Below are 21,488 nucleotides of genomic sequence, written 5' to 3'. Positions count from 1 at the left end.
TCACCTCCTGAACCAGTCATCGGACCCGGCTGTACCAGGAAGTCTATGCTTACCACAGTTACTTCTATATTAAATTACCTTATAAATTGCACCCGGTAATTGTGTTACCGCTTTTTTTATGATTAAAGATAACAGAACTGAATGCAAATGTCCAAAATCCCACCTCGTTGACGCGAGCAGCTCATCGAGTGTAAACGGGCCTTGATGCAGTATATGGTAAAGGTGCAGCTCCTCACTTGTCAATTTCTTTTCCATCAGATCGGCTGGACTCTCCCGCTCTACAGCGCCTGCTGAAGCTGATGCAGCCCCCTTGGAAGGCAGGCTGGAGACGTATTCTTCCACAATATCTGAGGCACAGGTTACCAGCTTCGCACCTTGCTTAATCAGCTCCAGTGCCCCTCTGCTCTTGGGAGAGGTCAGCGGCCCCGGCACGGCAAACACATCCCGGCCTGCTTCAAGCGCAGCATCGGCGGTGATCAGGGACCCGCTGCGGCTGTCTGCCTCCACCACCAGTGTTCCCAGCGACAAGCCAGCGATAATCCGGTTGCGCTGCGGGAATAATCCGGGATGACTCGGAGTTCCGATAGGATATTCGCTAAGAACCAGCCCTTCCCGAGAAATCTGCCGCTCCAGCTCACGGTTATCCGGAGGATAGACTTTGTCCAAGCCGGTTGCCACCACCGCAATGGTCCCTCCTGCTCCGCCTAACGCCGCTTCATGACAGACACTGTCAATCCCCCTCGCCAGGCCGCTTACAACCGTGAGACCGGCTGCACTTAGCTGTCCCGCCAGCATCTCCCCCACCCTGCGCCCATAAGCGGTAGGCACCCGGGTCCCCACCATAGCAACAGAGGGACGGGAAGCCAAATCCAGACGGCCACGATAGTACAATACCCAAGGCGGCTGAGGGGTTTCCCTCAGTTGTACTGGGTAGTGATCATCCAGAATAGTGACCATCGCTACACCGCTTTCTTCCATTAAAGAGCGGCGCTTCAGCACCCATGCTTCATTGAAGTCTGCCGCCAGCCGGGCGGATATTACACCGCTGATTCCAGCCCGTTCCCACTCCTCGGCAGAACAGGAGAAGACAGCATTCGTCAAAAGACCTGCCCGGCGGATCTTGTCGATACTTTTCCAGCCAATCCCTTCCATCTCATGCAGACCGAACAACAGCTCCCGAATTTCCATATGTATTCTCTCCCCGTGCGGAAGGGCCAGCCTTCCTTATTGTCTTAAACCAAATTGACTTAAACCAAAAAAAGCAACCTTTCATCCGCGTAATCCGGGACAAAAGGTTGCTTACCTTCAACATTCATTATACCTGCTTCGGCAGGAAAAGCTGTGACAAAACAACCCCACAAAGTGGAGATTTAGCTTCGATGATAACTCAGGTACTTTGCGGGGACCCCAAAACATTTCGAACTAGCGTAAGAAGCGCCCTAGTGGGTGGTGAAGGCATTCAGGATGCCGCGTTCCTCAAGCACACTGACGAGGGTAGAGCCCATTTCAGCAGGCGTTGGCGCTACCTTAATGCCGCAGGACTCCAGCACAGCGATCTTCTCGCTCGCCGTCCCTTTACCGCCTGAAATAATTGCCCCGGCGTGACCCATCCGTTTGCCCGGAGGTGCCGTAACCCCGCCGATGAAGCCCACTACAGGCTTGGTCATGTTCTCTTTGATCCACAGTGCAGCTTCTTCCTCTGCCGTCCCGCCGATCTCACCGATCATAATGACAGCCTTGGTACCCGGATCTTCATTGAAAAGCTTCAGGATGTCGATGAACTCCGAGCCCTTCACCGGGTCGCCCCCGATGCCTACCGCTGAGGATTGGCCGATTCCGCGCTCCGTCAGCTGATGCACAGCTTCATAGGTCAAGGTCCCGCTCCGGGAGACTACACCGACATATCCCGGCTTATGAATATAACCCGGCATAATGCCGATTTTGCATTCTCCAGGCGTGATGACACCCGGACAGTTGGGACCGATCAGCACTGTGGAGCGGCCCTCCATGTATCTGGACACTTTGACCATATCCAGCACCGGAATGCCTTCTGTGATACAAATGACCAGGTCCATCTCCGCATCCACCGCTTCCATAATCGAATCTGCGGCAAAAGCAGGCGGAACGTAAATGACACTTGCAGTTGCACCAGTGGCTGCTTTGGCGGCAACAACCGTGTCGAAGACAGGCAGACTCTTCTCGGTACCGTTGTCCAGGGTAATCTGAACCGTAGTGCCCCCCTTGCCCGGTGTTACACCGCCAACCATCTGAGTACCGTAGTCCAGCGCGCCTTTTGTATGAAATAAACCCGTAGCACCGGTAATTCCCTGGGTAATGACTTTCGTATTTTTATCTACAAGAATGCTCATGCGATAGGTCACATCCTCACTTTTATTGTCGAATATTACACAAGAGCAACGATTTTGCGGGCACCATCCGCCATGGAATCAGCAGCAACGATATTCAGTCCGGAGCCGGCGAGAATCTCCTTGCCCAGTGCCACATTCGTGCCCTCAAGACGTACGACCAGCGGCTTGGTTAAGCCAAGCTGTCTTGCCGCTTCGACTACACCGGTAGCGATGACATCACAACGCATAATGCCGCCAAAAATATTAACAAAGATACCGTTCACCTTGTCATCGGACAGGATGATTTTGAAAGCTTCCGTTACCTTCTCAGTCGTCGCACCGCCCCCTACATCGAGGAAGTTGGCCGGTTCGCCGCCATAATATTTAATGATATCCATAGTCGCCATCGCCAGGCCCGCCCCGTTCACCATACAGCCGATGTTGCCGTCAAGTGCGATGTAGCTAAGGTCGAATTTGGACGCTTCGATTTCTTTGGCATCCTCTTCGTCCAGATCACGCAGCTCCAGGATATCCTTGTGGCGGAACAAACTGTTGGAATCGAAGTTAAGCTTGGCATCAAGCGCCATCACATTACCGTCTGCAGTAACGACCAGCGGGTTGATCTCTGCAATTGAGCAATCTTTATCCACAAAAGCCAGATATAGCGCTTGCATGAACTTGACCGCTTTGTTCACCAATTCGGGAGGAATGGCAATGCTGTAAGCCAGTTTACGCGCCTGGAAGGTCTGAAGCCCAACCGCTGGATCAACGATTTCCTTGAAAATCTTCTCGGGATGTGTAGCTGCCACCTCTTCAATCTCCGTACCGCCCTCCTCGGATGCCATCATGACGACCCGTCCGGAAGCGCGGTCCACAACCAGACCGATATAATATTCTTTGACAATCTGACAGCCCTCTTCAATCAGCAGCCGCTTTACTACCTTGCCTTCGGGTCCCGTCTGGTGGGTCACCAGTGTCTTGCCGAGGATCTCGGACGCATACGCGCGAACCTCATCACTGTTCTTCGCCACCTTGACGCCGCCGGCTTTGCCGCGTCCGCCAGCATGAATCTGCGCTTTGACTACAACCACAGGTGTACCCAGCGCTGCGGCAGCTTCTACGGCTTCGTCCACTGTATAAGCAACTTTTCCGTTCGGTACGGCTACGCCATACTTCTTAAGTACTTCTTTTCCCTGATACTCGTGGATATTCATTCCGGAAGCCTCCTAAAGTGTTGCGGTGACCTGTGCAGGCAGCCTGCGGTCATTCCGCATTCCGTTTTGATTGTCCAAAGCCGGGGCCAGACCGGTTGTTAACCGGCAATATCCCGGTACAAGCAGAGCGCCGGCACCTGAAGCATACGCTGCAACCGGTACAGTTCTCTGCAAGTAGCATATAGAACCTATCACAATAGTGATATCTATAATTACCTATATGCCAGAATGTGAAACCCAGAATATTGTAACATGTTTTATAAGCGCTTTCCTTAAAAACTTTCACTATTTATACATACATTTTCGCTCGGTTTCATGCCGGAATGCGAACGATTGCATTGACATTCATGCGTAAAACGGCTTTACCGCCCTTATTCAGGACGGTGAAACCTATACTCTTATATGGGAGCGAGACTACGATTTCGAATTGCTAACGTTAGCTTCATGCACCCGGTTCAGGAGATTTTTGAACTGTCCCAGCAAATCTATGAACTCTACCGGAGAGAGCATCGTGCCTTCTGCCATTTTGCCGGGAATGCCCATAGCATCCTGCCGCAGCGCCAAGCCTTGGGGTGTTAATGAAATCAGCACCTTCCGCTCATCCTGCAAAGAACGTTCACGCAAAATTAGTCCTGCAGCCTGCAGCCGCTTGAGCAGCGGAGTCAGCGTGCCTGAATCGAGGAACAAAGCTTCTCCCAGCTCCTTGACTGTACATTGCTGTCTCTCCCACAGGACCAGCATAACCAGATACTGCGAATACGTTAATCCGATCTTATCCAGATGAGGCTGGTATAGCTTCGTAAATTCACGTGAACAGGCATAAATCGTAAAGCAGAGCTGGTTCTCCAGCATAAGCTCAGGGGTTGTAGTGGATTCTTTTTGCATTTCTTCTTCACCTGCCTTTGTGACATTAGTTTATCACAATTCATCCATAATATCATGTTAATAGCGGGAAATAGATTGACTTTTATTTTAATTGTGTTAAATTAAGTTGTGTACAATACAATTTGAAAACGAACGGGAGCGATTTAATATGATGACCATCCAACAGAAAATGTACGAAACAACAGTAAAAGCCGTAGGCGGCAGACAGGGTTCTATTGAATCCGACAGCCCTAAGCTGAATCTTGCGATCAGCACACCACGCGAAATGGGCGGCTCCGGCGGTGAAGGCACGAATCCTGAGCAACTCTTCGCAGCCGGATATTCCGCTTGCTTCGACAGCGCACTGAACATGGTTGCACGTATGGGCAAGGTAAAGATCGAAGGCTCTGAAGTAACGGCTACCGTCAGCTTCGGTAAAGTGGAAGACGGCGGCTTCGGCATTGCCGTGAAGATGGATGTTCTGGTCAAGGGTGTTGACCGTGAGACCGCTGAACGGCTGGTACAAGAAGCTCATGGCGCATGTCCTTACTCCCGTGCTACCCGTGGTAACATCGAAGTAGAATTGAACGTGCTGTAAGAATAGCTTCACAAGTGGAAACGGCATTGCCGTCCTTTTAAAGGACGATACCGTTTCAGCATGCCCTCCCCTGCCCGGCGGCCCCGGACGGGGGTTTTGGCGTGTCAGGCTTCCTCCTCCACCATGACCTGCCTGTCCAGATTGCGGTATTGGACCGCTTCGGCCAGATGCGCAGCGCCAATCTCCTCCGCCGCTTCCAGATCGGCAATCGTGCGGGCCAGCTTAATAATCCGGTCATGCGCCCGCATGCTGAGCCCGAGACTCTCGAGAATACTGTCCAGCAGCATCTCCTCTTCCGGCCGCAGTGCAGCATAACGGCGAAGCGCCGCCCCGGACAGCTCGCTGTTCCAGGAGATCGGCAGGATGCTATACCGCTCCGCCTGAATCGCCTGAGCCCGCAGAACCTGAGAGCACATCTGTGCCGTCGAGACCGGAGGTACACTCCTGTCGCCTTCTCTTGGATGCGGCACATCAACCTGCATATCCATCCGGTCCAGCAGCGGGCCCGAGATTTTGCGCCGGTACTGGGCGATTTTGGCCGGACTGCAGCTGCACCGCTGATGCGTGTTGCCACTACCAAGAAATCCGCACATGCAGGGATTCATGGAGCAAGCGAGCAGGAACTGGGCAGGGAAGGTGAAGGATGCCCGAGCCCGGCTGATGGTGACAACCCCATCCTCCAGCGGCTGGCGGAGCACTTCAAGCACAGTCCGGGAGAACTCGGGCAGCTCGTCCAGGAAGAGAATACCGCGGTGTGCGAGACTAACCTCCCCCGGCTTCGGAATTCCGCCCCCGCCGATCAATCCGGCTGCCGAGATGGTATGATGCGGTGAACGAAACGGGCGGTCACGCAGCAACCCGCTCCCTCCGTCCCTAAGCTTCCCGGCAGCACTGAATATCTTCATCACCTCAAGCGATTCTTGATCGTTAAGATCGGGAAGAATTCCGGGTAACCGCTTAATCAGCATAGTCTTCCCCGTACCTGGAGGGCCGATCAGAATAATATTGTGCATTCCCGCTGCCGCAATCGTAAGGGCACGCTTCACATGATTCTGGCCGATAACATCGCTGTAATCTTCATTCATTGGCTGCTTCACCGCAAGCAGGGAGGGAATATTCTGCGCTGGCTCAGAATGGTATCTCAAATGGTCCAGGGACAGCGCCAGAACGGGCGGACGCTTCCTGGAGGTCGCTTCAGCGCTTACAGATACCGATACCGGAAACGGTAAATCAGCCTGCGGCAAGGGCAAGTCTGATCCGGCTGCTTCAGACTGTTCAATCGGATTCGGCGGAGGAAGCTGACCAGGCTGAGGCAGCTCCCGCAAATGCCCGGCAGTGTACACCTTCATTCCTGCGATCAACGCAGCTTCAGCCGCATTGCCGGGCGGTACCAGAACAGCATGAATCCCGGCTTGCCGCGCAGCCTGGGCCATGGATAATACCCCATTTACCGGCCGCAGACTTCCGTCGAGCGCAAGCTCACCAATCAGCAGCATCTGCCCGGCTTCCGGCATAACAAGCTGGCCGCTGGTCGTCAGTATCCCCAGGGCAATCGCCAGATCAAACGCCGAGCCCTCCTTGCGCAGGTCCGCCGGGGCCAGATTAATCGTCACCCGCTGTTGGGGATAGCTGTAACCGCAATTCTTGACGGCGGACCGTACTCGCTCCACCGCTTCCCTGACTGCCGAATCCGGCAGGCCGATAATATGGGTCTGCGGCAAGCCGTTAGCCAGATCCACCTCCACTCCGATCACTACACCTTCAATGCCATACAGGCATGCGCTATGCATTTTTCCGTACACAAATAAGCACCTCTTCTCCAGAAATACACCCGCAACGGGCGTTCGTTTCCAGGAAAAAAGGTGCTTCCTCTTTTTCCGTAAGCTCAATTACACTCAGTATAACTAAAACCCTACACAACATGCAAGGTTATTGCGCATATAGTGCTGCACAAAAATCAGCTTTTAATCGTCTTGCATAAATATGCAACTATGACCAAAGAATCATTTTATTCAGCCTTCTTCGCTGGCTACCACCGAATCCCTTATCTGTTCAAAGGACAGCGGGGTGTAATTCCAGTGCTCCACACAAATATTAAAGTGATGATTGCCCTCATATTTCTGTCCATGAATATGACCATGCACATTCACGTAAGGCATATGCTTGTTCATATACATCGGCTCATGCGAGAGCAGAAAAAACTCCTTGTATATCAGCGGATACTCACTGACCTCATCAAATCCGGCTTCCAGCCACCAGCCTCGTCCGCGTCCACGGTCATGATTGCCAAGAATCAGTATTTTGTACCCGTTCAGGGCAGACACAATGCTACGGGTATCCTCTTGATTCCTGAAAGAAAAGTCACCCAGATGAAAAATCGTGTCCTCCTCTCTTACGACTGCATTCCAGTTCGCTACCATCACCTTGTCCATCTCTTCCACACTGGCAAAAGGCCGCGATTCAAAATCAATGATCAGCTTGTGGCCAAAATGATGATCTGAGGTAAAAAATACGTTGGACAAGATCGCTCCCCGCTTTCGCTAAGTGCTGGATTGCTTATTCATTCCACTTCCGTTTGGCTCCGCGCCGGTTCACATCCATTTGTATTAATTCCGCCACCGGCGGAGCTTCCTCGTGTTCGATCAGCCATTTACGCATTTCCTTAATGGCCTCCACTTGGCCGTTACCCTTGTCACGCCAGGTCAGCAGCTCAATCACATTGATGACCAGTGACAAGAGGCTGCTATTGCTGTCTTGGGTTTTCTCAGCACGCATCTTGTGGAATAACGCTTCATTCTCCCAGTCAATCAATATCTCTTCCGCTATTGCAGGCCGCATAACGGTAAATGTCTTATTACAATTACTGCAGCATACAACGGATAAGGGCTCTGCGCCAAGTTCCGCTACTATATTATGCTCACAATTTTGGCAAGTAAAGCTTACCTGTATATTCATTGATTGATTCCTCATTCCGGCAGCCCTCCTCATGGTGGCATTAAAAGTTACACTAATGTTTACCCACTTCTTTTGAGAAATGACCCATGAAGTCCGGCATCTGTCAAGGATAATTGTTAAATTTTACACGGTTTTTGCAAAACAGAGACAGCTAAAAGACTTCCCGGAGATGCCGCAGGGAGGCGATGCTTAAATCCGGCTGAAGCTGTACAGCAATCACATCGAAAGCAATTGCAGCCGGCTGCAGTCCCTGCATGTGCAGGTAGACCCGGGCTGTCTCTCTCACCTGACGGATTTTGCGTGCATCGACCGATTCCTCCGCAGTGCCCTGCACGGCTGAGCCGCTCCGGCTGCGCACCTCAATGAAGACCAGAGCGCCTTCATACTCCGCGATAATATCCAGCTCTCCGCTACGGCAGCGCCAGTTATAATCCCGGATGAGGTAGCCCCGCGAAGTCAGATACATTCGGGCCGCCTGCTCGGCAGCAGCGCCTTTCTCCTGACGGGTGTAGGTTCTGCCGTCTCCGTTATGGCTCACTTCTGTCTCCGTTCACCAGCTGTCCGGTCACTCTGGTATACATAGCTGAGAATCTCAGCCACCAGCTGATAGAGCTGAGGCGGAATCTGCTGGTCCAGATCGAGCTTCGACAGCACTTCTACCAGCGCCGCATCCTCCTGCACCGCTACTCCGTTTTCCTTTGCCTTTTGCAGGATGATGTCCGCTACCGAGCCTTGCCCCTTAGCGACAACCACTGGCGCATCGCTCTGGCCCGGAATATATTTGAGCGCCACTGCCTTCTTGAGATTCTGCGGAACCTTCTGCTCAGACTCACTCATATGCGGTAATCTACTCCTTTGTACTCCTGCGGAGCATAATCGGACGGCTTCACCGCAGCAGCGGCCACGCTCCGTTCCGGCAATGCTTCCGTACGCAGGCTGGACAATTGATAGCCTATGCCTTCGACCGCTGCCTTCATCTCCTCGCGGCGGCCCTCCAGCAGCTCCAGTACCCAAGGTTCATCGTTATGCAGCTTCAGGCTGACGATGCGGTCGACCACCTGCACATCGACCATCGTCTGGCCGAGCTGCTTCATGTCCAGATCGAACCACAAGCGGCAATTCGCCGCGTCGAGCTCCCCTTTGCTGCCGCGCCGCGACTGGATCTGGACAGAGGCCGTCTCCCGGCCATCCGGACCGTGCAACGGCAGGAACATCGTCACCTGCGCGAACGGCGCGGTGCGGTCTGTATTCAGCAGCAGCTGCTGGCCTGTAAGCTGCTGCACCAGTTGGCCCGCGGCTTCCTTCACCGCGGGCGGGGCCTCGCTGCTGCCCAGTACCTGCAGCAGCACGCCCTTGAGCGTACCGGCGGCATCTTCTGCGCCGCCGGACGCTGCCTGCGCGGTGTGCGCCCCGCCGCCGCGCAGGATCTGCTGCTCGTGCTCCGCACCGAGCAGCTTCAAGATCCGCCCCACCCAGGGGTCTGTCCCCTGGGTGGCGGCGGGTTCCCCCTGCGGCTGCGCCGCCGCAGGGGTTGCACTGCCGCCCGCCGCGCCGGAGGCGGGCGGCGCTTCGGCGAGCTGCGGCAGAGTGCCGCGCAGCTCGGAGAGCACGCCCTGCAGCTTCGCGAGCAGGGCCGGCCCCGCAGCGCTTTGCGCCTGCGCGGCAACTCCCGCGCCCTCACGCACTCCTGCCGCGTTCCCCGCGCTTTCTCGCACTCCAGCTGCGTTCCCCGCACCTTCACGCACTCCTGCCGCGTTCCCCGCGCTTTCTCGCACTCCAGCTGCGTTCCCCGCACCTTCACGCGTTCCTGCCGCGTTCCCTGCGCTTTCTCGCACTCCAGCTGCGTTCCCCGCACCTTCACGCACTCCTGCCGCGTTCCCCGCGCTTTCTCGCACTCCAGCTGCGTTCCCCGCTACTTCACGCACCGCTGCCGCGTTCCCTGCGCTTTCTCGCACTCCAGCTGCGTTCCCCACACCTTCACGCACTCCAGCCGCAATTCCCGCACCATCACGCGCTCCTGTCACGTTCCCCGCTCCTTCGCGCACTCCAGCTGCGTTCCCTGCTCCTTCACGCACCGCTGCCGCGTTCCCTGCGCTTTCTCGCACTCCAGCTGCGTTCCCCACACCTTCACGCACTCCAGCCGCAATTCCCGCACCATCACGCGCTCCTGCCACGTTCCCCGCTCCTTCGCGCACTCCAGCTGCGTTCCCCGCTCCTTCGCCACGCGTTCCCGCTACAGCACCCGATCCAGCCGTATTCCCAGAACCTTCTCGCGCTCCAACCGCATTCCCGCTTCCTGCCGGCTCCGCATCTCCCGTCGGTACTAACGCAGCTTGTCCGTTGGCACTGCCAGCAGCCTGCGAAGTCCCCGCATTACCGGTTACTCCTGCCTGAGTATTCACCCCGGCAGCTCCTCCCGGAAGAGCACCGGCTGCTGGAGTATTACCAGCCAGACCGGCATTGGCTCCGCCTGCCAGCAGCCCACCCGCAGGTCTGCTATTCCCCGCAGCTTGACCTGATCCATCGCCGTCTTCCCCTTGCTGCACCCAGACGTTCAGCGCAGTCTCCAGCTTCGCCAGCAGATCATGCAGCTTCGGTCCGAATACAGCCTGCTGCAGCCCCTTCACCGTCTCAGCCGTTACAGGCAAACCGCGCTTCACTGATATTACAGCCGCCTCCAGCCACTCTGAGGCAGGGACACCGGGAGGTTTGGCATTCATGACTGCGTCCAGCTTCGCTGCAGTCTCCTTGGTGAAGGCTAGCCCTCCGGCCTGCATCGCTTGAACAATCTCCCGTCCCGCCTTGGAATTGGCAAGTCCAAGCGACTCCAGTGCCTCGCCCATACTCTGCGGCGAGACCATAGCCGCCTCCCCCAGAGAGACCGGCTTAAGCACCGGCAAGCCGCCTTCTCCTGGTGCACCCACCTGCAGGTTCAGCGTCTGACCGGCTGCCAGCGGTGTTTCCAGTTCAGCCCGTACCGGCGTTCCCTGAATCTGCACCACAGCTTCTTTTCCGGAATCGGATACGCTTAGCACAACGCCGCGAACAACCTGACCTTCCTTAAGCTCTACAGATTTGGCATCCCCCGCCTTGCTGTCGCCAAGCAAACCGCGAACCAGTGATCCAATGTTCATGTTGTCCGCCTCCCTTCTTTCTATTTATATCGGTATTTCGCCTTCATTTGTGATTATCGGGATGATACGCCAAGTGGAAACTGCTATGCCATCCTTTTAGAGGACGGCACCGTTTCAGCGAGAAATAGAAGGATAATGTAGACGTGAAACCATACATTCTTATATTTTTAGAATAAAGACAACTGTTCCTGCTCGGCAAGAATATTGCCGATGAAGCTGCGCCGGTGCATCGGAGTTACACCCAGTGCCTTGATCTGTTCACGGTGCAGCTTGGTAGCATATCCTTTATGTACTTTGATCCCGTAATCCGGGTATAATTCCTCCCACAAGCCCTCACAGAGCCGGTCACGTGTCACCTTGGCTACAATGGAGGCGGCAGCAATCGACTGGCTGTTGGCATCCCCTTTAATGATGGCACGCTGCGGCAAGGGCAAGTCCACCTTCTCCGCATCAATCAACATATAGTCCGGCTGCTGGCTTAATCCCTCTACCGCCAGGCGCATCGCCAGACGCGAAGCCTGCTTAATATTAATTTCATCGATCACCGCCGCCTCCACATGCCCTAAGCTTACCGCCAGCGCCTGCTCCATAATGGTCTCATACAGAGCATCCCGCTTTTTGGCCGTCAGCTTCTTGGAGTCATCCACACCCTCAATAATCAGCCCAGCCGGCAAAATTACCGCTGCGGCCACCACATCTCCGAACAAACAGCCCCGCCCCACTTCATCCACACCTGCGATGTGACGGAAGGATTGTCCCCAGCCTTCTTTTTCATACCCAAGCATATCGATCTCAATCACTGTCTCTCCACCTGCCCATTAAAAATAAAGTAAGCTACATCTATGATCTTCCTACGAATATATGACAGAATTCGAATTCCATAAGAACTTCGAACTTGCACTCATTTCCATCCAATCCCAGTCTCAGAATCTTAAAATTCTGCACTGAATACAACAATCCCTTCATTAATACTGCGCAAATCCAAAAAAGTTGTATGAATAACAGCATTTCTCTTCCCTCAAGCTGCCTAAACGAGAACATTCCTGCATTTCATACATCACATCTGCTACGCCGCCCTATTCCCCACCTACACGCAAAAAAAGAGCCACCCCACATTCACGGATGGCTCTTCCATTCCACATTACATTCTACTATTCAGGTGTCTCCAGCGTGAAACGTCCAAGCTTCCCTGCACGAAGCTCATGCAGCAGCGCGCGTGAAGCCTTCTCCAGATCTACTCGGCCACCGCTCATCAGACAACCGCGCTTACGCCCGACTGCTTCCATAACAGCCACGATTTCGTCCGGGTTCTCTAAGTCCTCCGGCAGCTTACTGATATCGAAGCGTTCCTGGAACCGGCTTCCGTAATCCTTCACCAGATACTTCACCGCATAATAAGCGATATCCTCAATATTCAGGATCTCTTCCTTAATGGCCCCGGTTACTGCCAGCTTATAGCCTACCGTCTGGTCCTCGAATTTCGGCCAGAGAATCCCTGGCGTATCCAGCAGTTCCAGACTGCCGCCGGTCTTAATCCATTGCTGGCCCTTGGTAACCCCCGGACGGTCACCGGTAATCGCAATATTTTTTCCAGCCATCCGGTTAATGAGAGTCGATTTGCCTACGTTGGGAATGCCCACAATCAGTGCCCGCATCGCACGCGGATTCATGCCCTTGGCAATTTGCCGGTCGATCTTGTCCTTCAGCAGCAGCTTCACCTGCTCCGGAATTTCTTTAATCCCGGTGCCAGTAGAAGCATCTACCGGATAGGCAACATGACCCTGCGCCTTGAAGTAAGCCAGCCACTTGCGTGTAGCTTCCGGATCGGCCAGATCCGCTTTGTTCAGAATAATCAGCCTTGGCTTGTCCCGCAAAATATCGTCAATCATCGGATTGCGGCTCGAGATCGGCAGACGGGAATCAAGCAGTTCTATTGCAACATCAATTAGCTTCAGCTTATCCTCGATTTGCCGTCTAGCCCTCGTCATATGACCAGGAAACCATTGAATGGCCAATGCCGTCACCTCCTTTGACTTCTGTCAGCTTAAAATAATTAATGATTTATCAATGAGATATTCTTCACCGGCCAGAAAATAAGGTCTGCACGGCCGACAATATCCCCCAGCGGCACATAACCGATCATCCGGCTGTCCGTACTGTCAGAGCGGTTATCCCCCATTACGAACACATGGCCTTCCGGCACCTTGTTGTCCGTAAACTGCTCATTCGGGAAGTTCTTATTGTTGTACAAGATGTTGTTATTATGCGCATCATCAATCGCGCTCTGGATATACGTCTCGTTCACAGGCTCTCCGTTAACTGTAACGACATCCCCTTCAACTGTGACTGTATCGCCTGCCACACCAATGACACGCTTAATGAAATCCCGGCCCTCAGAGGGCACATGGAACACAATGACTTCCCCGCGCTCCGGCTTGCGGATATCGTAGAGAATTTCATTAACAATCACACGTTCTCCGGTATGGAAGTTAGGCTTCATGGAAGGGCCGTCTACGATAAACGGTTTGAACAAAAGCCAGCGTATTAGAATAACCAGAACCAATGCAATCGCTATCGCTTTAATCCATTCCAGGACTTCATTCTTTGGCTTCCGGGGGCTCTGGCCGTTAGAATCAATCACTTCGCCTTGCCCTTGCTGCAAATCCTGCTGCATAGTTCACCGTCCTCTCCATCAGTTGTTATCTCCACTATACAATACAAAAAAGCTCCTGCCAAAAACTCCCCCGCGATTACTCCTTCAGGAGGCCTTTTCGGAGAAGCTGTTCCTAAGGCACATATGTCTAAAAACCCCACAAAGTGATGCTTTAACTTCGTGCTTACTCAGGTACTTTGCGGGGATCCACAATTCTTTAATCACAAGAAATAAACGAAAGGGGCTTGAATTCAAGCCCCTTTCCTTTGTCACTATTCTAGCGACGAATTTCTTTAATTCTTGCAGCTTTACCGCGCAGGTCACGAAGATAATACAGCTTCGCACGACGCACTTTACCACGGCGAGCCACTTCGATTTTCTCGAGTTTAGGGGAGTTGACTGGGAATGTTCTTTCCACACCAACACCATAAGAGATTTTACGAACCGTAAAAGTCTCACCGATACCGCCGCCGCGACGTTTAATTACAACGCCTTCGAACAGCTGGATACGCTCACGAGTTCCTTCGATAACTTTTACATGCACCTTCAAAGTGTCACCCGGGCGAAAACTCGGGATATCTTTACGAAGTTGCTCTTGTGTAATTGCTTGTAGGATATTCATTAAGGACTTCCTCCTTCCGTACAGGTGTTCTTGCCTCTTCCGGAGAGCCATTGCTCTCCCTCATTATCCGCAGAGGACCACCGTATTCCACACAACAGAAGTAATATTATCATAAAAGACAGGCTCATGCAACATATATTTATTATTTAAAGCGGCAGCATATCCCGTTTCTTCGCCTTCACCTTGCAATCCTTGCAGAGTCCGACCACACTTCCGTCATCCTGGGCATAAAAAATCAGCTTGCCGTTCTTCTTCTTACAGGAGGAGCACTGCTGATCCGCAGCATTCTGCTTGGCCTTACGGTGCCCTTCCATAGAAATCACATTACTGGCCTTCCCTTGCTTCGGCGCTTCAGACTGTTCTTGGCTTATCCGGCTGCGGTACACGGTATAGACAACTGCACCCACCAACACAACGATCAGGAATGCTGCATACTGCATTTGGCTCATCCGCCCCTCTGACTTGTTCAGTCCAAATAGTAAACAGACCGTCTCCTGGGTCTGCTTCCGTGCCGGCCCTCCAGCTGTCACATTTCATTCTTCCGGTCCTTCATCTAACGACAGTGTACCATAATGCCTCTCTAAAATGTAGTAGCTAAGCTTCCTGGACTATAGTCCAGTAGAACAACCCGCCGCCAGGCTGTTATCCAGTGTTTTCCCATAATATATAATACTGAGTATACATAAGCAAATAATCATGCCTTTAGGAGGGCCTATATAATGAAGAAACATCACAGTACAGCAATTATTGCAGCCATGGCCGTGTTTTCTATTGCACTTACCGGCTGCCGGGAGCTTCCCGGCAAGGAAGCGGCAGATAACCAACTGGAGCAGACGATCTCCGGCAGCTTCAAGCAGGAGGCGGCAGAAGCCGTGAAGCAGAGTCTCAGCGATGCCAGTGCTGCTGTCGGTGACGCCATCCAGAACACAGCAGGTATGATTGAAGAGCAGATGAATACTAGCGGAGTCAGCCGGGAGTTCTCCACCTCCCTGCCGATTGCTTCGGCTTCCGTCCTTAAGCTAGATAATGCGGTGGGGGAAGTTGAAGTAGTACCCGCTTCAGGTGATGAGATCACAGTGCAGGCCACCGTCATTGTCCATGAGCAGACAGGCCACAAGCTGGTATCCGGAGTGCTGGATCATACGGAAGTCTCTATTGAACATAAAGGAGACGCGCTAATCGTCTCTGCTCATGGTGAAGGCAATTCGAAGAGGAATCTCTGGGAATGGGCGCAGCATGAGTATGGGGATTCCAACTTCAGCATTAATTATGTAATCGGGATTCCAGAGACCGTTGACCGGTTTGAGATTGATAATAATGTAGGCACCGTCCAGCTCCGCGGGCTTGAGGGGACTTTTGAGATTAACAGCAATGTCGGCAGCATCATCCTTCAAGACACCGTGTTCACAGGCAAGTCCAGTGTGCAGTCAAATACGGGGAGTATTGAGCTTGGGGTATCCAGTATGAAGCAGGGCAGCAGCCTCAAGGCCAAGAGCGATATTGGAGGAATCTCCGCCGATCTGTCAGCATCAACCGCATGTACGGTCAAAGCCCGCAGTGAGCTCGGCCACATCTCCGGCGCCGACAACGGTATACCCAAGGATTATAACGGCGGCGGTCCGCTGGTATCGTTAACCACGCAGATCGGAGCCATATCTGTTAATTAGATCATCCTATAGTCACGCAAAAAGTGGGCCTTCCTGACTTCCAGGAGCCCACTTTTTGTGTTGTTCAGGCTATCGTCAGATTAACGCAATCGCCAGAAGCGTGAACAGGCTCAAGGTAAGGATCTGACTTCCGTAACCATAGTGTCCGCCATAGTAGTTTCCTGAACCGCCCGGATAGAAGGCCGAAGTTTGCATTCTGCCATTGCCTTTTGTTTTCAGATACACATTATTCCGGTCCACATCTACAATAATTCCTTCATGGCGTTTGCCGTCAGTAGTCATAATGCGTACACGCTTATCCTTGCAATGGAGACAATTATAATAAGCTTCCATCTGCTGTTTCCTCCTTAATCGTGGTTCTGTATCTTATGAGGGGAGGGATAAGCCGGTAACGGCTATCGTCACGCAGCAATTGTCTATATGTAAAATAGTTGTGAATTGAAGAACTTGTGAACATTGTGTATCAATTTTGTGTAAAAAGGGGTAATATTAAAGTAACAAAATCAATGAACCGCTTACGGTTGTGAACAATCTTCTACAATCCATAAGGAGGCAGGAATCATGAGTACAGCAGGCAGACGTTTTATTAATGAAGGAGTACTGCGGATCGCCTGGTTTATCATCTTCGCTTCGCTCACCTACACGGTGCGCAATTATACTTGGGCCATTGTATTGCTCATGGTTGTTGGCTTGTATTCACTGGTCACGGGAGTCATCATGCTTACCCGCCGGGATGGTGACAGGGGCAGGTTCTAGCTTAACCGCACATGGGTCTTATCCTCAAAATAAAAACACTTCCTACAGAGCGTGCTACGCTGACGGAAGTGTTTTTTTATGTAAGTTATTTGTAACGTCTCATCAATACTAATAGTGTTTGTTTGTGTTGTAATGTTAATTGGACGGCTCAACTCTTTTTGTCGCTAAAAACACATCTGAAAACTTGTCTTGTGGTATACGTGTTCATACCTTTTTTGACTTTAAAACAACGCAAAAAAGAGTGGTAATATCTGCCACTCATCTAAAAATATGATATAATCACAGAAGCAATAGAATAGGCTTATAGGGGCGTGTCGGCTACCTCTCTAGAAGGGAGGGATGCCTTGTGGAAGTTAAAGACACTTTAACGCTAATGATCTCATTTGCGACTCTGGTTGTTCTAATACTTTCATTCCATAAACGCAAATAGACCGCGCCCCGGTTAGGAATCGGTCTATTTGTATCCGTCATTCCACTAAAGCTGACCGCCCTTAAAAGCGGCTCTATTGCGCAGGGGAGTCGTGTTGACCGCACGGCTCTTTTTGTTGACTATAGTATATCACGTTTTGTTTTACTTTGTAATACATGTATTACACCTTTGTATTACAGTTTGAATTGACGTTGTGAACAAAGTCGCACGTCATTCTTGCCCAGAAGTTTATCGAAGGTACCTACCGAAGTGATGCTGATTTCATTGTTATCTTCGCACTTGATCAATATTTGCTCAAACAGCATTTCGATAATATGCCGTTTAAAATCAAAATCTATATCATCAGGGTTGCTTAGCTTTACGCTAATCTGGTTAACAAGATTTAAAATATGTTCAGTCTCTAACTGTTCTTTTTGTTGTGCTGCAATATGATTATTGTACCTGTTGAGTTCATCATTTAGGACAATCGTTTCATTGTTTATTTGTTTCATTTCCCGCACCATTTCTTCTTCAGTAATAACATCCCGCTTGAACATGATTTTCAACTTCTCTTTTTCCTTCTCCTTTGTTTCCAACTGTTGTTGTATGATTTTGATCCGTTCCCTAATGTCGTCAATGCCACTTTCATTCCTACCTTGAATGTGCTTAATAAAATACTCTGGATCAGTAACAAATCGAGTAACTTCACTCCAAACAAATTCTTCGAGTAGTTCTGCCCGTATCATTTGGCTCGGGCATTTACTTAATTCTGGTCCGTACTTTTTCGGATTTAAGTTTGGACAGCGATAACATCTGTACTTCTCACGGAGCCCCGTGTCTTTGTCTGCTCGTCCTGAATATGTTGTTGCATCCCAGGACCGACCACAATGTGCGCACTTCAGGAGCGATTTCAGTAAATAATGATATTTTTGATTTCCAACATGTTTGTTTGTTGTATTTTTAACTGTAACCCCAACAAGGTGTCCTCTTGCGTAAGCATTTCTATTTTTATAAAGAAGTTTAAGTGATGCTTCCTCTATACTTTCTTGGGAATCATCAAACTCTATTTGGTTATCCTCAATAGGACAAATTTCGCAATCTGCTACAATATTTAATCTGATCTCAGGCTGAAATATAAAATCAGGGGTAGACGGTTTAATCTCTGAGTTCAGAACCAGGCTGTTAACAAGAAACACCGACACCTTATAATGATTTTCTCTTAAAAAAGAAGAACGTATAAAAAAAGCAACGTTTGTATTATCTTTATCTACCGAATGACATGAGGAACCAACCTTGAATAATTCATAATGAAAGTAAGGCTGTCTTGTCCACTCCTGCCCATTAGAATAATACTTTGCCCAAGTAAAACAGACATCCAATTGAGGGTTATCACCAGTCGTTTTAACTATAAAGGAAAACCCCATTGATTTTGGCAGAGATTTTGGATCAAGTGACGGAGAACCAGAAATGACTGCTTCAGTGGTATCAATTTTTTCATCCTCACCCATTTCTCCGTCTTCATTATCAACTAACTCTGCTTCAGCATCTATATCACGTTCGTTTTTGGCTTCTTTAGGACCAAGTACCCCCACTATATATTCATTTCTAGGGTCCATATCAAGAGGAAGAGATTCATAAGCCCCTTGCCGAGGTCCTAAAACTTCTTTTACAAGTTCACCAAGCATTACTGCTCGCTCCACGAAATTAGCTCCTGTGTCCATATTCTGGTTCTAAAGTATTGATTTTCGCCATAGGACGACGTATTTCCTTCCAATATAGAATTATAATTGTTAAAAAATCGGGGATTTTTATGTAAAATAGTATCATCCAAAAACAAAAAGTACTCTGATATAATTATTCAGAGTACCTTTAGTGAGTCAATCTATTCAATGTTCCGAACGGCATTGATAGGCTTACCATAATCATACGGCTGTGAATAGTATATTTCTTTACATTCCAAGCATTGTACATCACAAAGACGATCATAAATTAATCGTTCTTGCTTTGTTAAGCTTTCAGGAGGAATCTCAATTCTTATAACAGTAAGTACCCCACCACATCGTCTACATGTAAGCATAAAATAATTTCTTTCCTATCGTTTTTTCGTATTACACACTTTATATTCTTACTTAATCGAGTTCAATATATCTAAATTGTCTTATTTTCCGTCTTTACGGTAGCTTTATTTATTATTTTTGTGTAGTAAAAAGAGTATAGTACTCCCTCGCGCAATTGTACACCAGTTACATTCCCCTTATAATATAATGTAGGAGTTACAATATTAGGAACAAGGAGATTGAAAATGCCAGCAAATAAAGAAGTGACCCGAAATGTGGCTTTAAAGAGCGGTAATCAGTGTGCATTTCCAGGATGTGATGAATTTATTTACGATGAACAAGAAGGTCTTTTCCTTGGTGAACTAGCACATATTGAAGCTGAAAGTTCTGATGGGCCAAGGTATAATCCGAAACAAACTGACAAAGAAAGAAATGGTGCGGCTAACGTTATGTTTATGTGTAGAAAACATCATAGAATTATAGATCGCAAACCTAAACACTACACAGTTGAATTGCTAATAAAAATGAAAAGTGATCATGAAAATAATATCAAAAAATCAAGTAAGAAAGTTGTAGATAGTATCGTGAAAGGCTTCCAAGACTATCTCAGAGAGAACGAAACTAGTATCGACCTTTCTTCGGCTAAAGGATTTATTAAATGGCTTAAAGGTTGTGAGTACTCAAAAAAGGAAGTTCAAAAAGAATTGAATGAAATATCGTATTGCATTGATAATATTCATGAATTTAAAGAAGATACTCAGAGCTTTATTTTCAATTTATTGGTTCATGGTAATAGTAACGGCACATCACTAAACGTAGCTACCGAAAGATCAAAAAATATTGATGATGAGAGGATTTATAATATAGTAAAATTTCTAACTGGAGCGGGCGTTATTGAGGATATACAAAATTACGACTTAATGGTTCAAGTACAGGATTTAGACAATGACATTACCTATAAAATTGCGAATGGCGTCTGGGTTTTTAAAGGGAGATATACATCACTATATAGTTTAAAGAATTTTTTAAAAAGCATTGATTCTAAAAGTAGCGTTAAAGAAGATCTAAAAAAGATTATATTTATGAAAGACATTTCAACATTGCAGAAAAAAATAAGTAAAAGCAATAATTCGAATAAAAGAAAATCATAACAATTGTAAATTATACAAAGAATAATTTGCGGAGGCCTTATTATGACCATTTTAGTAAAAAATCAGTCTCCTCCATGCTTTGAGCTATTTACTCTACCAGCCAAAATTAGTTATATATTTAAAACTACAGTAAATTTAATACTTAATTATTTTATTCCCTTTTACTATTCAAATGCATTGCCTACGCAATCGAATAGAAAGACACCGCCTTTACGTAATGGTGAAACGAATCAATTAGCCAGATATTTAGGATTTACAATAACAAATGATACATTAAAATCAAAACCAATTTATACAAATGGAACGTGTTTTATCGTCCAAGATATAGACTCACACATTGGCGGCACATGGAAGATGGCTAAATCTGCTTCTAAATTAACGAGTAAGCAAACTAGGATGGGAACTTACGATGCTTTACTTACAAGAATTGGGGAGTGAGATCAATTAAATATAATTGGAGAATTACAAAATATAATCCAGAATATCGAAATAATCACGATCAATTCATGAAAGAAGATTGGACCTCATTTTCAGATATTGGAAAACCATTTAACGGCGAAATCCTAACATTCAATGATTATATTAAAATTGAGAGCAAATATGTAAATACCGTTTCTTTTTTCATCAGTTATCTTGAGATACCATATTTGAAAGTAACACACCTTGAAAAGTATATACATAATGAGCTTGAGCTAGAACATAAGCATTATCAGTTCCCATATTTTAAACACACTTCTGACCAAGAAACCTTTATTACAACAATCAAGGATGAAACCATAGTTGATGAAAAACAAACCCGTCAATTGTGTAGATACATACTTCGTGATCATTTATGGTGCAAATTAGAGTATAATGATTTATTCTTTGTTCATTTTGGTTTTGATTTTTATATGTATATTGGATGCAACATAGATTGCACTCCTCTTATTAAAGAAATTTTGACCGACACTTCATTGTATATAGAAAACTGTATATCACCTTATATTGATTAAATATTTAAGAACACGAATTCGCTTAATATGTTGTTGGAGTACGGGGAGAAAAAAAATCAAGACACCCT

The 21,488-nt window shown here is 48.9% G+C and carries 24 protein-coding genes; 7 read left to right on the top strand and 17 right to left on the bottom strand.

The window, feature by feature from the left end; translation table 11 throughout:
• Nucleotides 1-69: 69 nt before the first annotated feature.
• The 4 genes from dprA to MKY64_RS08035 form a co-directional block, all read right to left on the bottom strand.
• Nucleotides 70-1,188, bottom strand: coding sequence for a DNA-processing protein DprA (gene dprA, locus MKY64_RS08050; RefSeq protein ID WP_340952130.1), 1,119 nt, complete (start codon nt 1,186-1,188; stop codon nt 70-72).
• 251 nt (nt 1,189-1,439) lie between these two features.
• Nucleotides 1,440-2,369, bottom strand: a complete 930-nt coding sequence (sucD, locus tag MKY64_RS08045) for a succinate--CoA ligase subunit alpha (RefSeq protein WP_036692470.1) — start codon at nt 2,367-2,369, stop codon at nt 1,440-1,442.
• Nucleotides 2,370-2,404: 35 nt separating this feature from the next.
• Nucleotides 2,405-3,562 carry an ADP-forming succinate--CoA ligase subunit beta gene (sucC, locus tag MKY64_RS08040; protein ID WP_036724647.1) on the bottom strand — a complete coding sequence of 386 codons (1,158 nt, stop codon included), beginning with the start codon at nt 3,560-3,562 and terminating at the stop codon, nt 2,405-2,407.
• A gap of 414 nt (nt 3,563-3,976) precedes the next feature.
• Nucleotides 3,977-4,447 carry a MarR family winged helix-turn-helix transcriptional regulator gene (locus MKY64_RS08035; RefSeq protein ID WP_036724645.1) on the bottom strand — a complete coding sequence of 157 codons (471 nt, stop codon included), beginning with the start codon at nt 4,445-4,447 and terminating at the stop codon, nt 3,977-3,979.
• 148 nt (nt 4,448-4,595) lie between these two features.
• Here MKY64_RS08035 and MKY64_RS08030 point away from each other — a divergent pair, with 148 nt between their 5' ends.
• Nucleotides 4,596-5,024 (top strand): organic hydroperoxide resistance protein, encoded by a 429-nt coding sequence (locus tag MKY64_RS08030; RefSeq protein ID WP_036724643.1) that lies wholly within the window; start codon nt 4,596-4,598, stop codon nt 5,022-5,024.
• 104 nt (nt 5,025-5,128) lie between these two features.
• Here MKY64_RS08030 and MKY64_RS08025 read toward each other — a convergent pair whose 3' ends face one another.
• The 11 genes from MKY64_RS08025 to MKY64_RS07975 form a co-directional block, all read right to left on the bottom strand.
• On the bottom strand, nt 5,129-6,826 hold the full coding sequence (locus MKY64_RS08025; RefSeq protein ID WP_340952126.1) for a YifB family Mg chelatase-like AAA ATPase: 1,698 nt from the start codon (nt 6,824-6,826) through the stop codon (nt 5,129-5,131).
• 210 nt (nt 6,827-7,036) lie between these two features.
• On the bottom strand, nt 7,037-7,546 hold the full coding sequence (locus MKY64_RS08020) for a metallophosphoesterase (protein ID WP_036724641.1): 510 nt from the start codon (nt 7,544-7,546) through the stop codon (nt 7,037-7,039).
• Between the two features lie 34 nt (nt 7,547-7,580).
• The gene (locus tag MKY64_RS08015; protein ID WP_083677976.1) at nt 7,581-7,862 is read right to left on the bottom strand and encodes a hypothetical protein; all 282 of its coding nucleotides are present in this window, start codon (nt 7,860-7,862) and stop codon (nt 7,581-7,583) included.
• 268 nt (nt 7,863-8,130) lie between these two features.
• On the bottom strand, nt 8,131-8,517 hold the full coding sequence (locus MKY64_RS08010) for a YraN family protein (protein WP_036724640.1): 387 nt from the start codon (nt 8,515-8,517) through the stop codon (nt 8,131-8,133).
• Nucleotides 8,514-8,816, bottom strand: coding sequence for an EscU/YscU/HrcU family type III secretion system export apparatus switch protein (locus MKY64_RS08005; RefSeq protein WP_036724639.1), 303 nt, complete (start codon nt 8,814-8,816; stop codon nt 8,514-8,516). The genes MKY64_RS08010 and MKY64_RS08005 overlap by 4 nt, the downstream gene beginning before the upstream one ends.
• Nucleotides 8,813-11,113 carry a hypothetical protein gene (locus tag MKY64_RS08000; protein ID WP_340952122.1) on the bottom strand — a complete coding sequence of 767 codons (2,301 nt, stop codon included), beginning with the start codon at nt 11,111-11,113 and terminating at the stop codon, nt 8,813-8,815. The genes MKY64_RS08005 and MKY64_RS08000 overlap by 4 nt, the downstream gene beginning before the upstream one ends.
• A gap of 167 nt (nt 11,114-11,280) precedes the next feature.
• Nucleotides 11,281-11,898, bottom strand: coding sequence for a ribonuclease HII (locus MKY64_RS07995; RefSeq protein ID WP_339314898.1), 618 nt, complete (start codon nt 11,896-11,898; stop codon nt 11,281-11,283).
• Nucleotides 11,899-12,264: 366 nt separating this feature from the next.
• Nucleotides 12,265-13,128, bottom strand: a complete 864-nt coding sequence (gene ylqF, locus MKY64_RS07990; protein WP_036733575.1) for a ribosome biogenesis GTPase YlqF — start codon at nt 13,126-13,128, stop codon at nt 12,265-12,267.
• Nucleotides 13,129-13,166: 38 nt separating this feature from the next.
• Entirely contained in the window at nt 13,167-13,787 is a 621-nt protein-coding gene (gene lepB / locus MKY64_RS07985) for a signal peptidase I (RefSeq protein WP_036733573.1), read from the bottom strand.
• 256 nt (nt 13,788-14,043) lie between these two features.
• Nucleotides 14,044-14,388 carry a 50S ribosomal protein L19 gene (gene rplS, locus MKY64_RS07980; RefSeq protein WP_036701215.1) on the bottom strand — a complete coding sequence of 115 codons (345 nt, stop codon included), beginning with the start codon at nt 14,386-14,388 and terminating at the stop codon, nt 14,044-14,046.
• A gap of 146 nt (nt 14,389-14,534) precedes the next feature.
• Complete coding sequence (locus MKY64_RS07975; RefSeq protein ID WP_209869367.1) at nt 14,535-14,918, bottom strand: hypothetical protein; 384 nt, start codon at nt 14,916-14,918, stop codon at nt 14,535-14,537.
• A 189-nt stretch (nt 14,919-15,107) separates the two neighbouring features.
• On the opposite strand from MKY64_RS07975, the gene MKY64_RS07970 reads away from it, so the two are divergent.
• The gene (locus MKY64_RS07970) at nt 15,108-16,055 is read left to right on the top strand and encodes a hypothetical protein (protein WP_340952120.1); all 948 of its coding nucleotides are present in this window, start codon (nt 15,108-15,110) and stop codon (nt 16,053-16,055) included.
• Between the two features lie 75 nt (nt 16,056-16,130).
• Here MKY64_RS07970 and MKY64_RS07965 read toward each other — a convergent pair whose 3' ends face one another.
• A complete protein-coding gene (locus MKY64_RS07965) occupies nt 16,131-16,388 on the bottom strand; it encodes a hypothetical protein (RefSeq protein ID WP_339249064.1) in 258 nt (85 codons plus the stop codon).
• 228 nt (nt 16,389-16,616) lie between these two features.
• On the opposite strand from MKY64_RS07965, the gene MKY64_RS07960 reads away from it, so the two are divergent.
• Together MKY64_RS07960 and MKY64_RS33390 are read left to right on the top strand one after the other, a co-directional pair.
• Entirely contained in the window at nt 16,617-16,811 is a 195-nt protein-coding gene (locus MKY64_RS07960) for a hypothetical protein (protein WP_036733564.1), read from the top strand.
• 346 nt (nt 16,812-17,157) lie between these two features.
• Entirely contained in the window at nt 17,158-17,241 is an 84-nt protein-coding gene (locus MKY64_RS33390) for a putative holin-like toxin (protein ID WP_445321839.1), read from the top strand.
• A gap of 173 nt (nt 17,242-17,414) precedes the next feature.
• On the opposite strand, the gene MKY64_RS07955 is transcribed toward MKY64_RS33390, so the two are convergent.
• The gene (locus tag MKY64_RS07955) at nt 17,415-18,920 is read right to left on the bottom strand and encodes a zinc ribbon domain-containing protein (protein ID WP_340952118.1); all 1,506 of its coding nucleotides are present in this window, start codon (nt 18,918-18,920) and stop codon (nt 17,415-17,417) included.
• A 602-nt stretch (nt 18,921-19,522) separates the two neighbouring features.
• Here MKY64_RS07955 and MKY64_RS07950 point away from each other — a divergent pair.
• The 3 genes from MKY64_RS07950 to MKY64_RS07940 are packed head-to-tail and all read left to right on the top strand — an operon-like array spanning nt 19,523 to nt 21,420.
• The gene (locus tag MKY64_RS07950; protein WP_340952116.1) at nt 19,523-20,428 is read left to right on the top strand and encodes a hypothetical protein; all 906 of its coding nucleotides are present in this window, start codon (nt 19,523-19,525) and stop codon (nt 20,426-20,428) included.
• A 42-nt stretch (nt 20,429-20,470) separates the two neighbouring features.
• The gene (locus MKY64_RS07945; protein ID WP_340952114.1) at nt 20,471-20,866 is read left to right on the top strand and encodes a toxin C-terminal domain-containing protein; all 396 of its coding nucleotides are present in this window, start codon (nt 20,471-20,473) and stop codon (nt 20,864-20,866) included.
• Entirely contained in the window at nt 20,863-21,420 is a 558-nt protein-coding gene (locus tag MKY64_RS07940) for a hypothetical protein (protein ID WP_340952112.1), read from the top strand. Before MKY64_RS07945 ends, MKY64_RS07940 begins: the two co-directional genes overlap by 4 nt.
• Nucleotides 21,421-21,488 lie beyond the last annotated feature (68 nt).

This window comes from Paenibacillus sp. FSL R7-0210, from assembly GCF_038009085.1.
In the GTDB taxonomy this organism is placed as follows: domain Bacteria; phylum Bacillota; class Bacilli; order Paenibacillales; family Paenibacillaceae; genus Paenibacillus_AQ; species Paenibacillus_AQ silagei.
This window is presented reverse-complemented; position numbering and strand designations above follow the sequence as displayed.

Coding starts and splice junctions, on each gene's coding strand:
- sucC (WP_036724647.1), bottom strand. CDS start 3,562: ATGAATATCCACGAGTATCAGGGAAAAGAAGTACTTAAGAAGTATGGC.
- MKY64_RS08005 (WP_036724639.1), bottom strand. CDS start 8,816: ATGAGTGAGTCTGAGCAGAAGGTTCCGCAGAATCTCAAGAAGGCAGTG.
- MKY64_RS07965 (WP_339249064.1), bottom strand. CDS start 16,388: ATGGAAGCTTATTATAATTGTCTCCATTGCAAGGATAAGCGTGTACGC.
- MKY64_RS08030 (WP_036724643.1), top strand. CDS start 4,596: ATGATGACCATCCAACAGAAAATGTACGAAACAACAGTAAAAGCCGTA.
- lepB (WP_036733573.1), bottom strand. CDS start 13,787: ATGCAGCAGGATTTGCAGCAAGGGCAAGGCGAAGTGATTGATTCTAAC.
- MKY64_RS08035 (WP_036724645.1), bottom strand. CDS start 4,447: ATGCAAAAAGAATCCACTACAACCCCTGAGCTTATGCTGGAGAACCAG.
- MKY64_RS08015 (WP_083677976.1), bottom strand. CDS start 7,862: ATGCGGCCTGCAATAGCGGAAGAGATATTGATTGACTGGGAGAATGAA.
- MKY64_RS07950 (WP_340952116.1), top strand. CDS start 19,523: ATGCCAGCAAATAAAGAAGTGACCCGAAATGTGGCTTTAAAGAGCGGT.
- dprA (WP_340952130.1), bottom strand. CDS start 1,188: ATGGAAATTCGGGAGCTGTTGTTCGGTCTGCATGAGATGGAAGGGATT.
- MKY64_RS07960 (WP_036733564.1), top strand. CDS start 16,617: ATGAGTACAGCAGGCAGACGTTTTATTAATGAAGGAGTACTGCGGATC.
- rplS (WP_036701215.1), bottom strand. CDS start 14,388: ATGAATATCCTACAAGCAATTACACAAGAGCAACTTCGTAAAGATATC.
- MKY64_RS08000 (WP_340952122.1), bottom strand. CDS start 11,113: ATGAACATTGGATCACTGGTTCGCGGTTTGCTTGGCGACAGCAAGGCG.
- MKY64_RS07995 (WP_339314898.1), bottom strand. CDS start 11,898: ATGCTTGGGTATGAAAAAGAAGGCTGGGGACAATCCTTCCGTCACATC.
- sucD (WP_036692470.1), bottom strand. CDS start 2,369: ATGAGCATTCTTGTAGATAAAAATACGAAAGTCATTACCCAGGGAATT.
- MKY64_RS07945 (WP_340952114.1), top strand. CDS start 20,471: ATGACCATTTTAGTAAAAAATCAGTCTCCTCCATGCTTTGAGCTATTT.
- MKY64_RS07970 (WP_340952120.1), top strand. CDS start 15,108: ATGAAGAAACATCACAGTACAGCAATTATTGCAGCCATGGCCGTGTTT.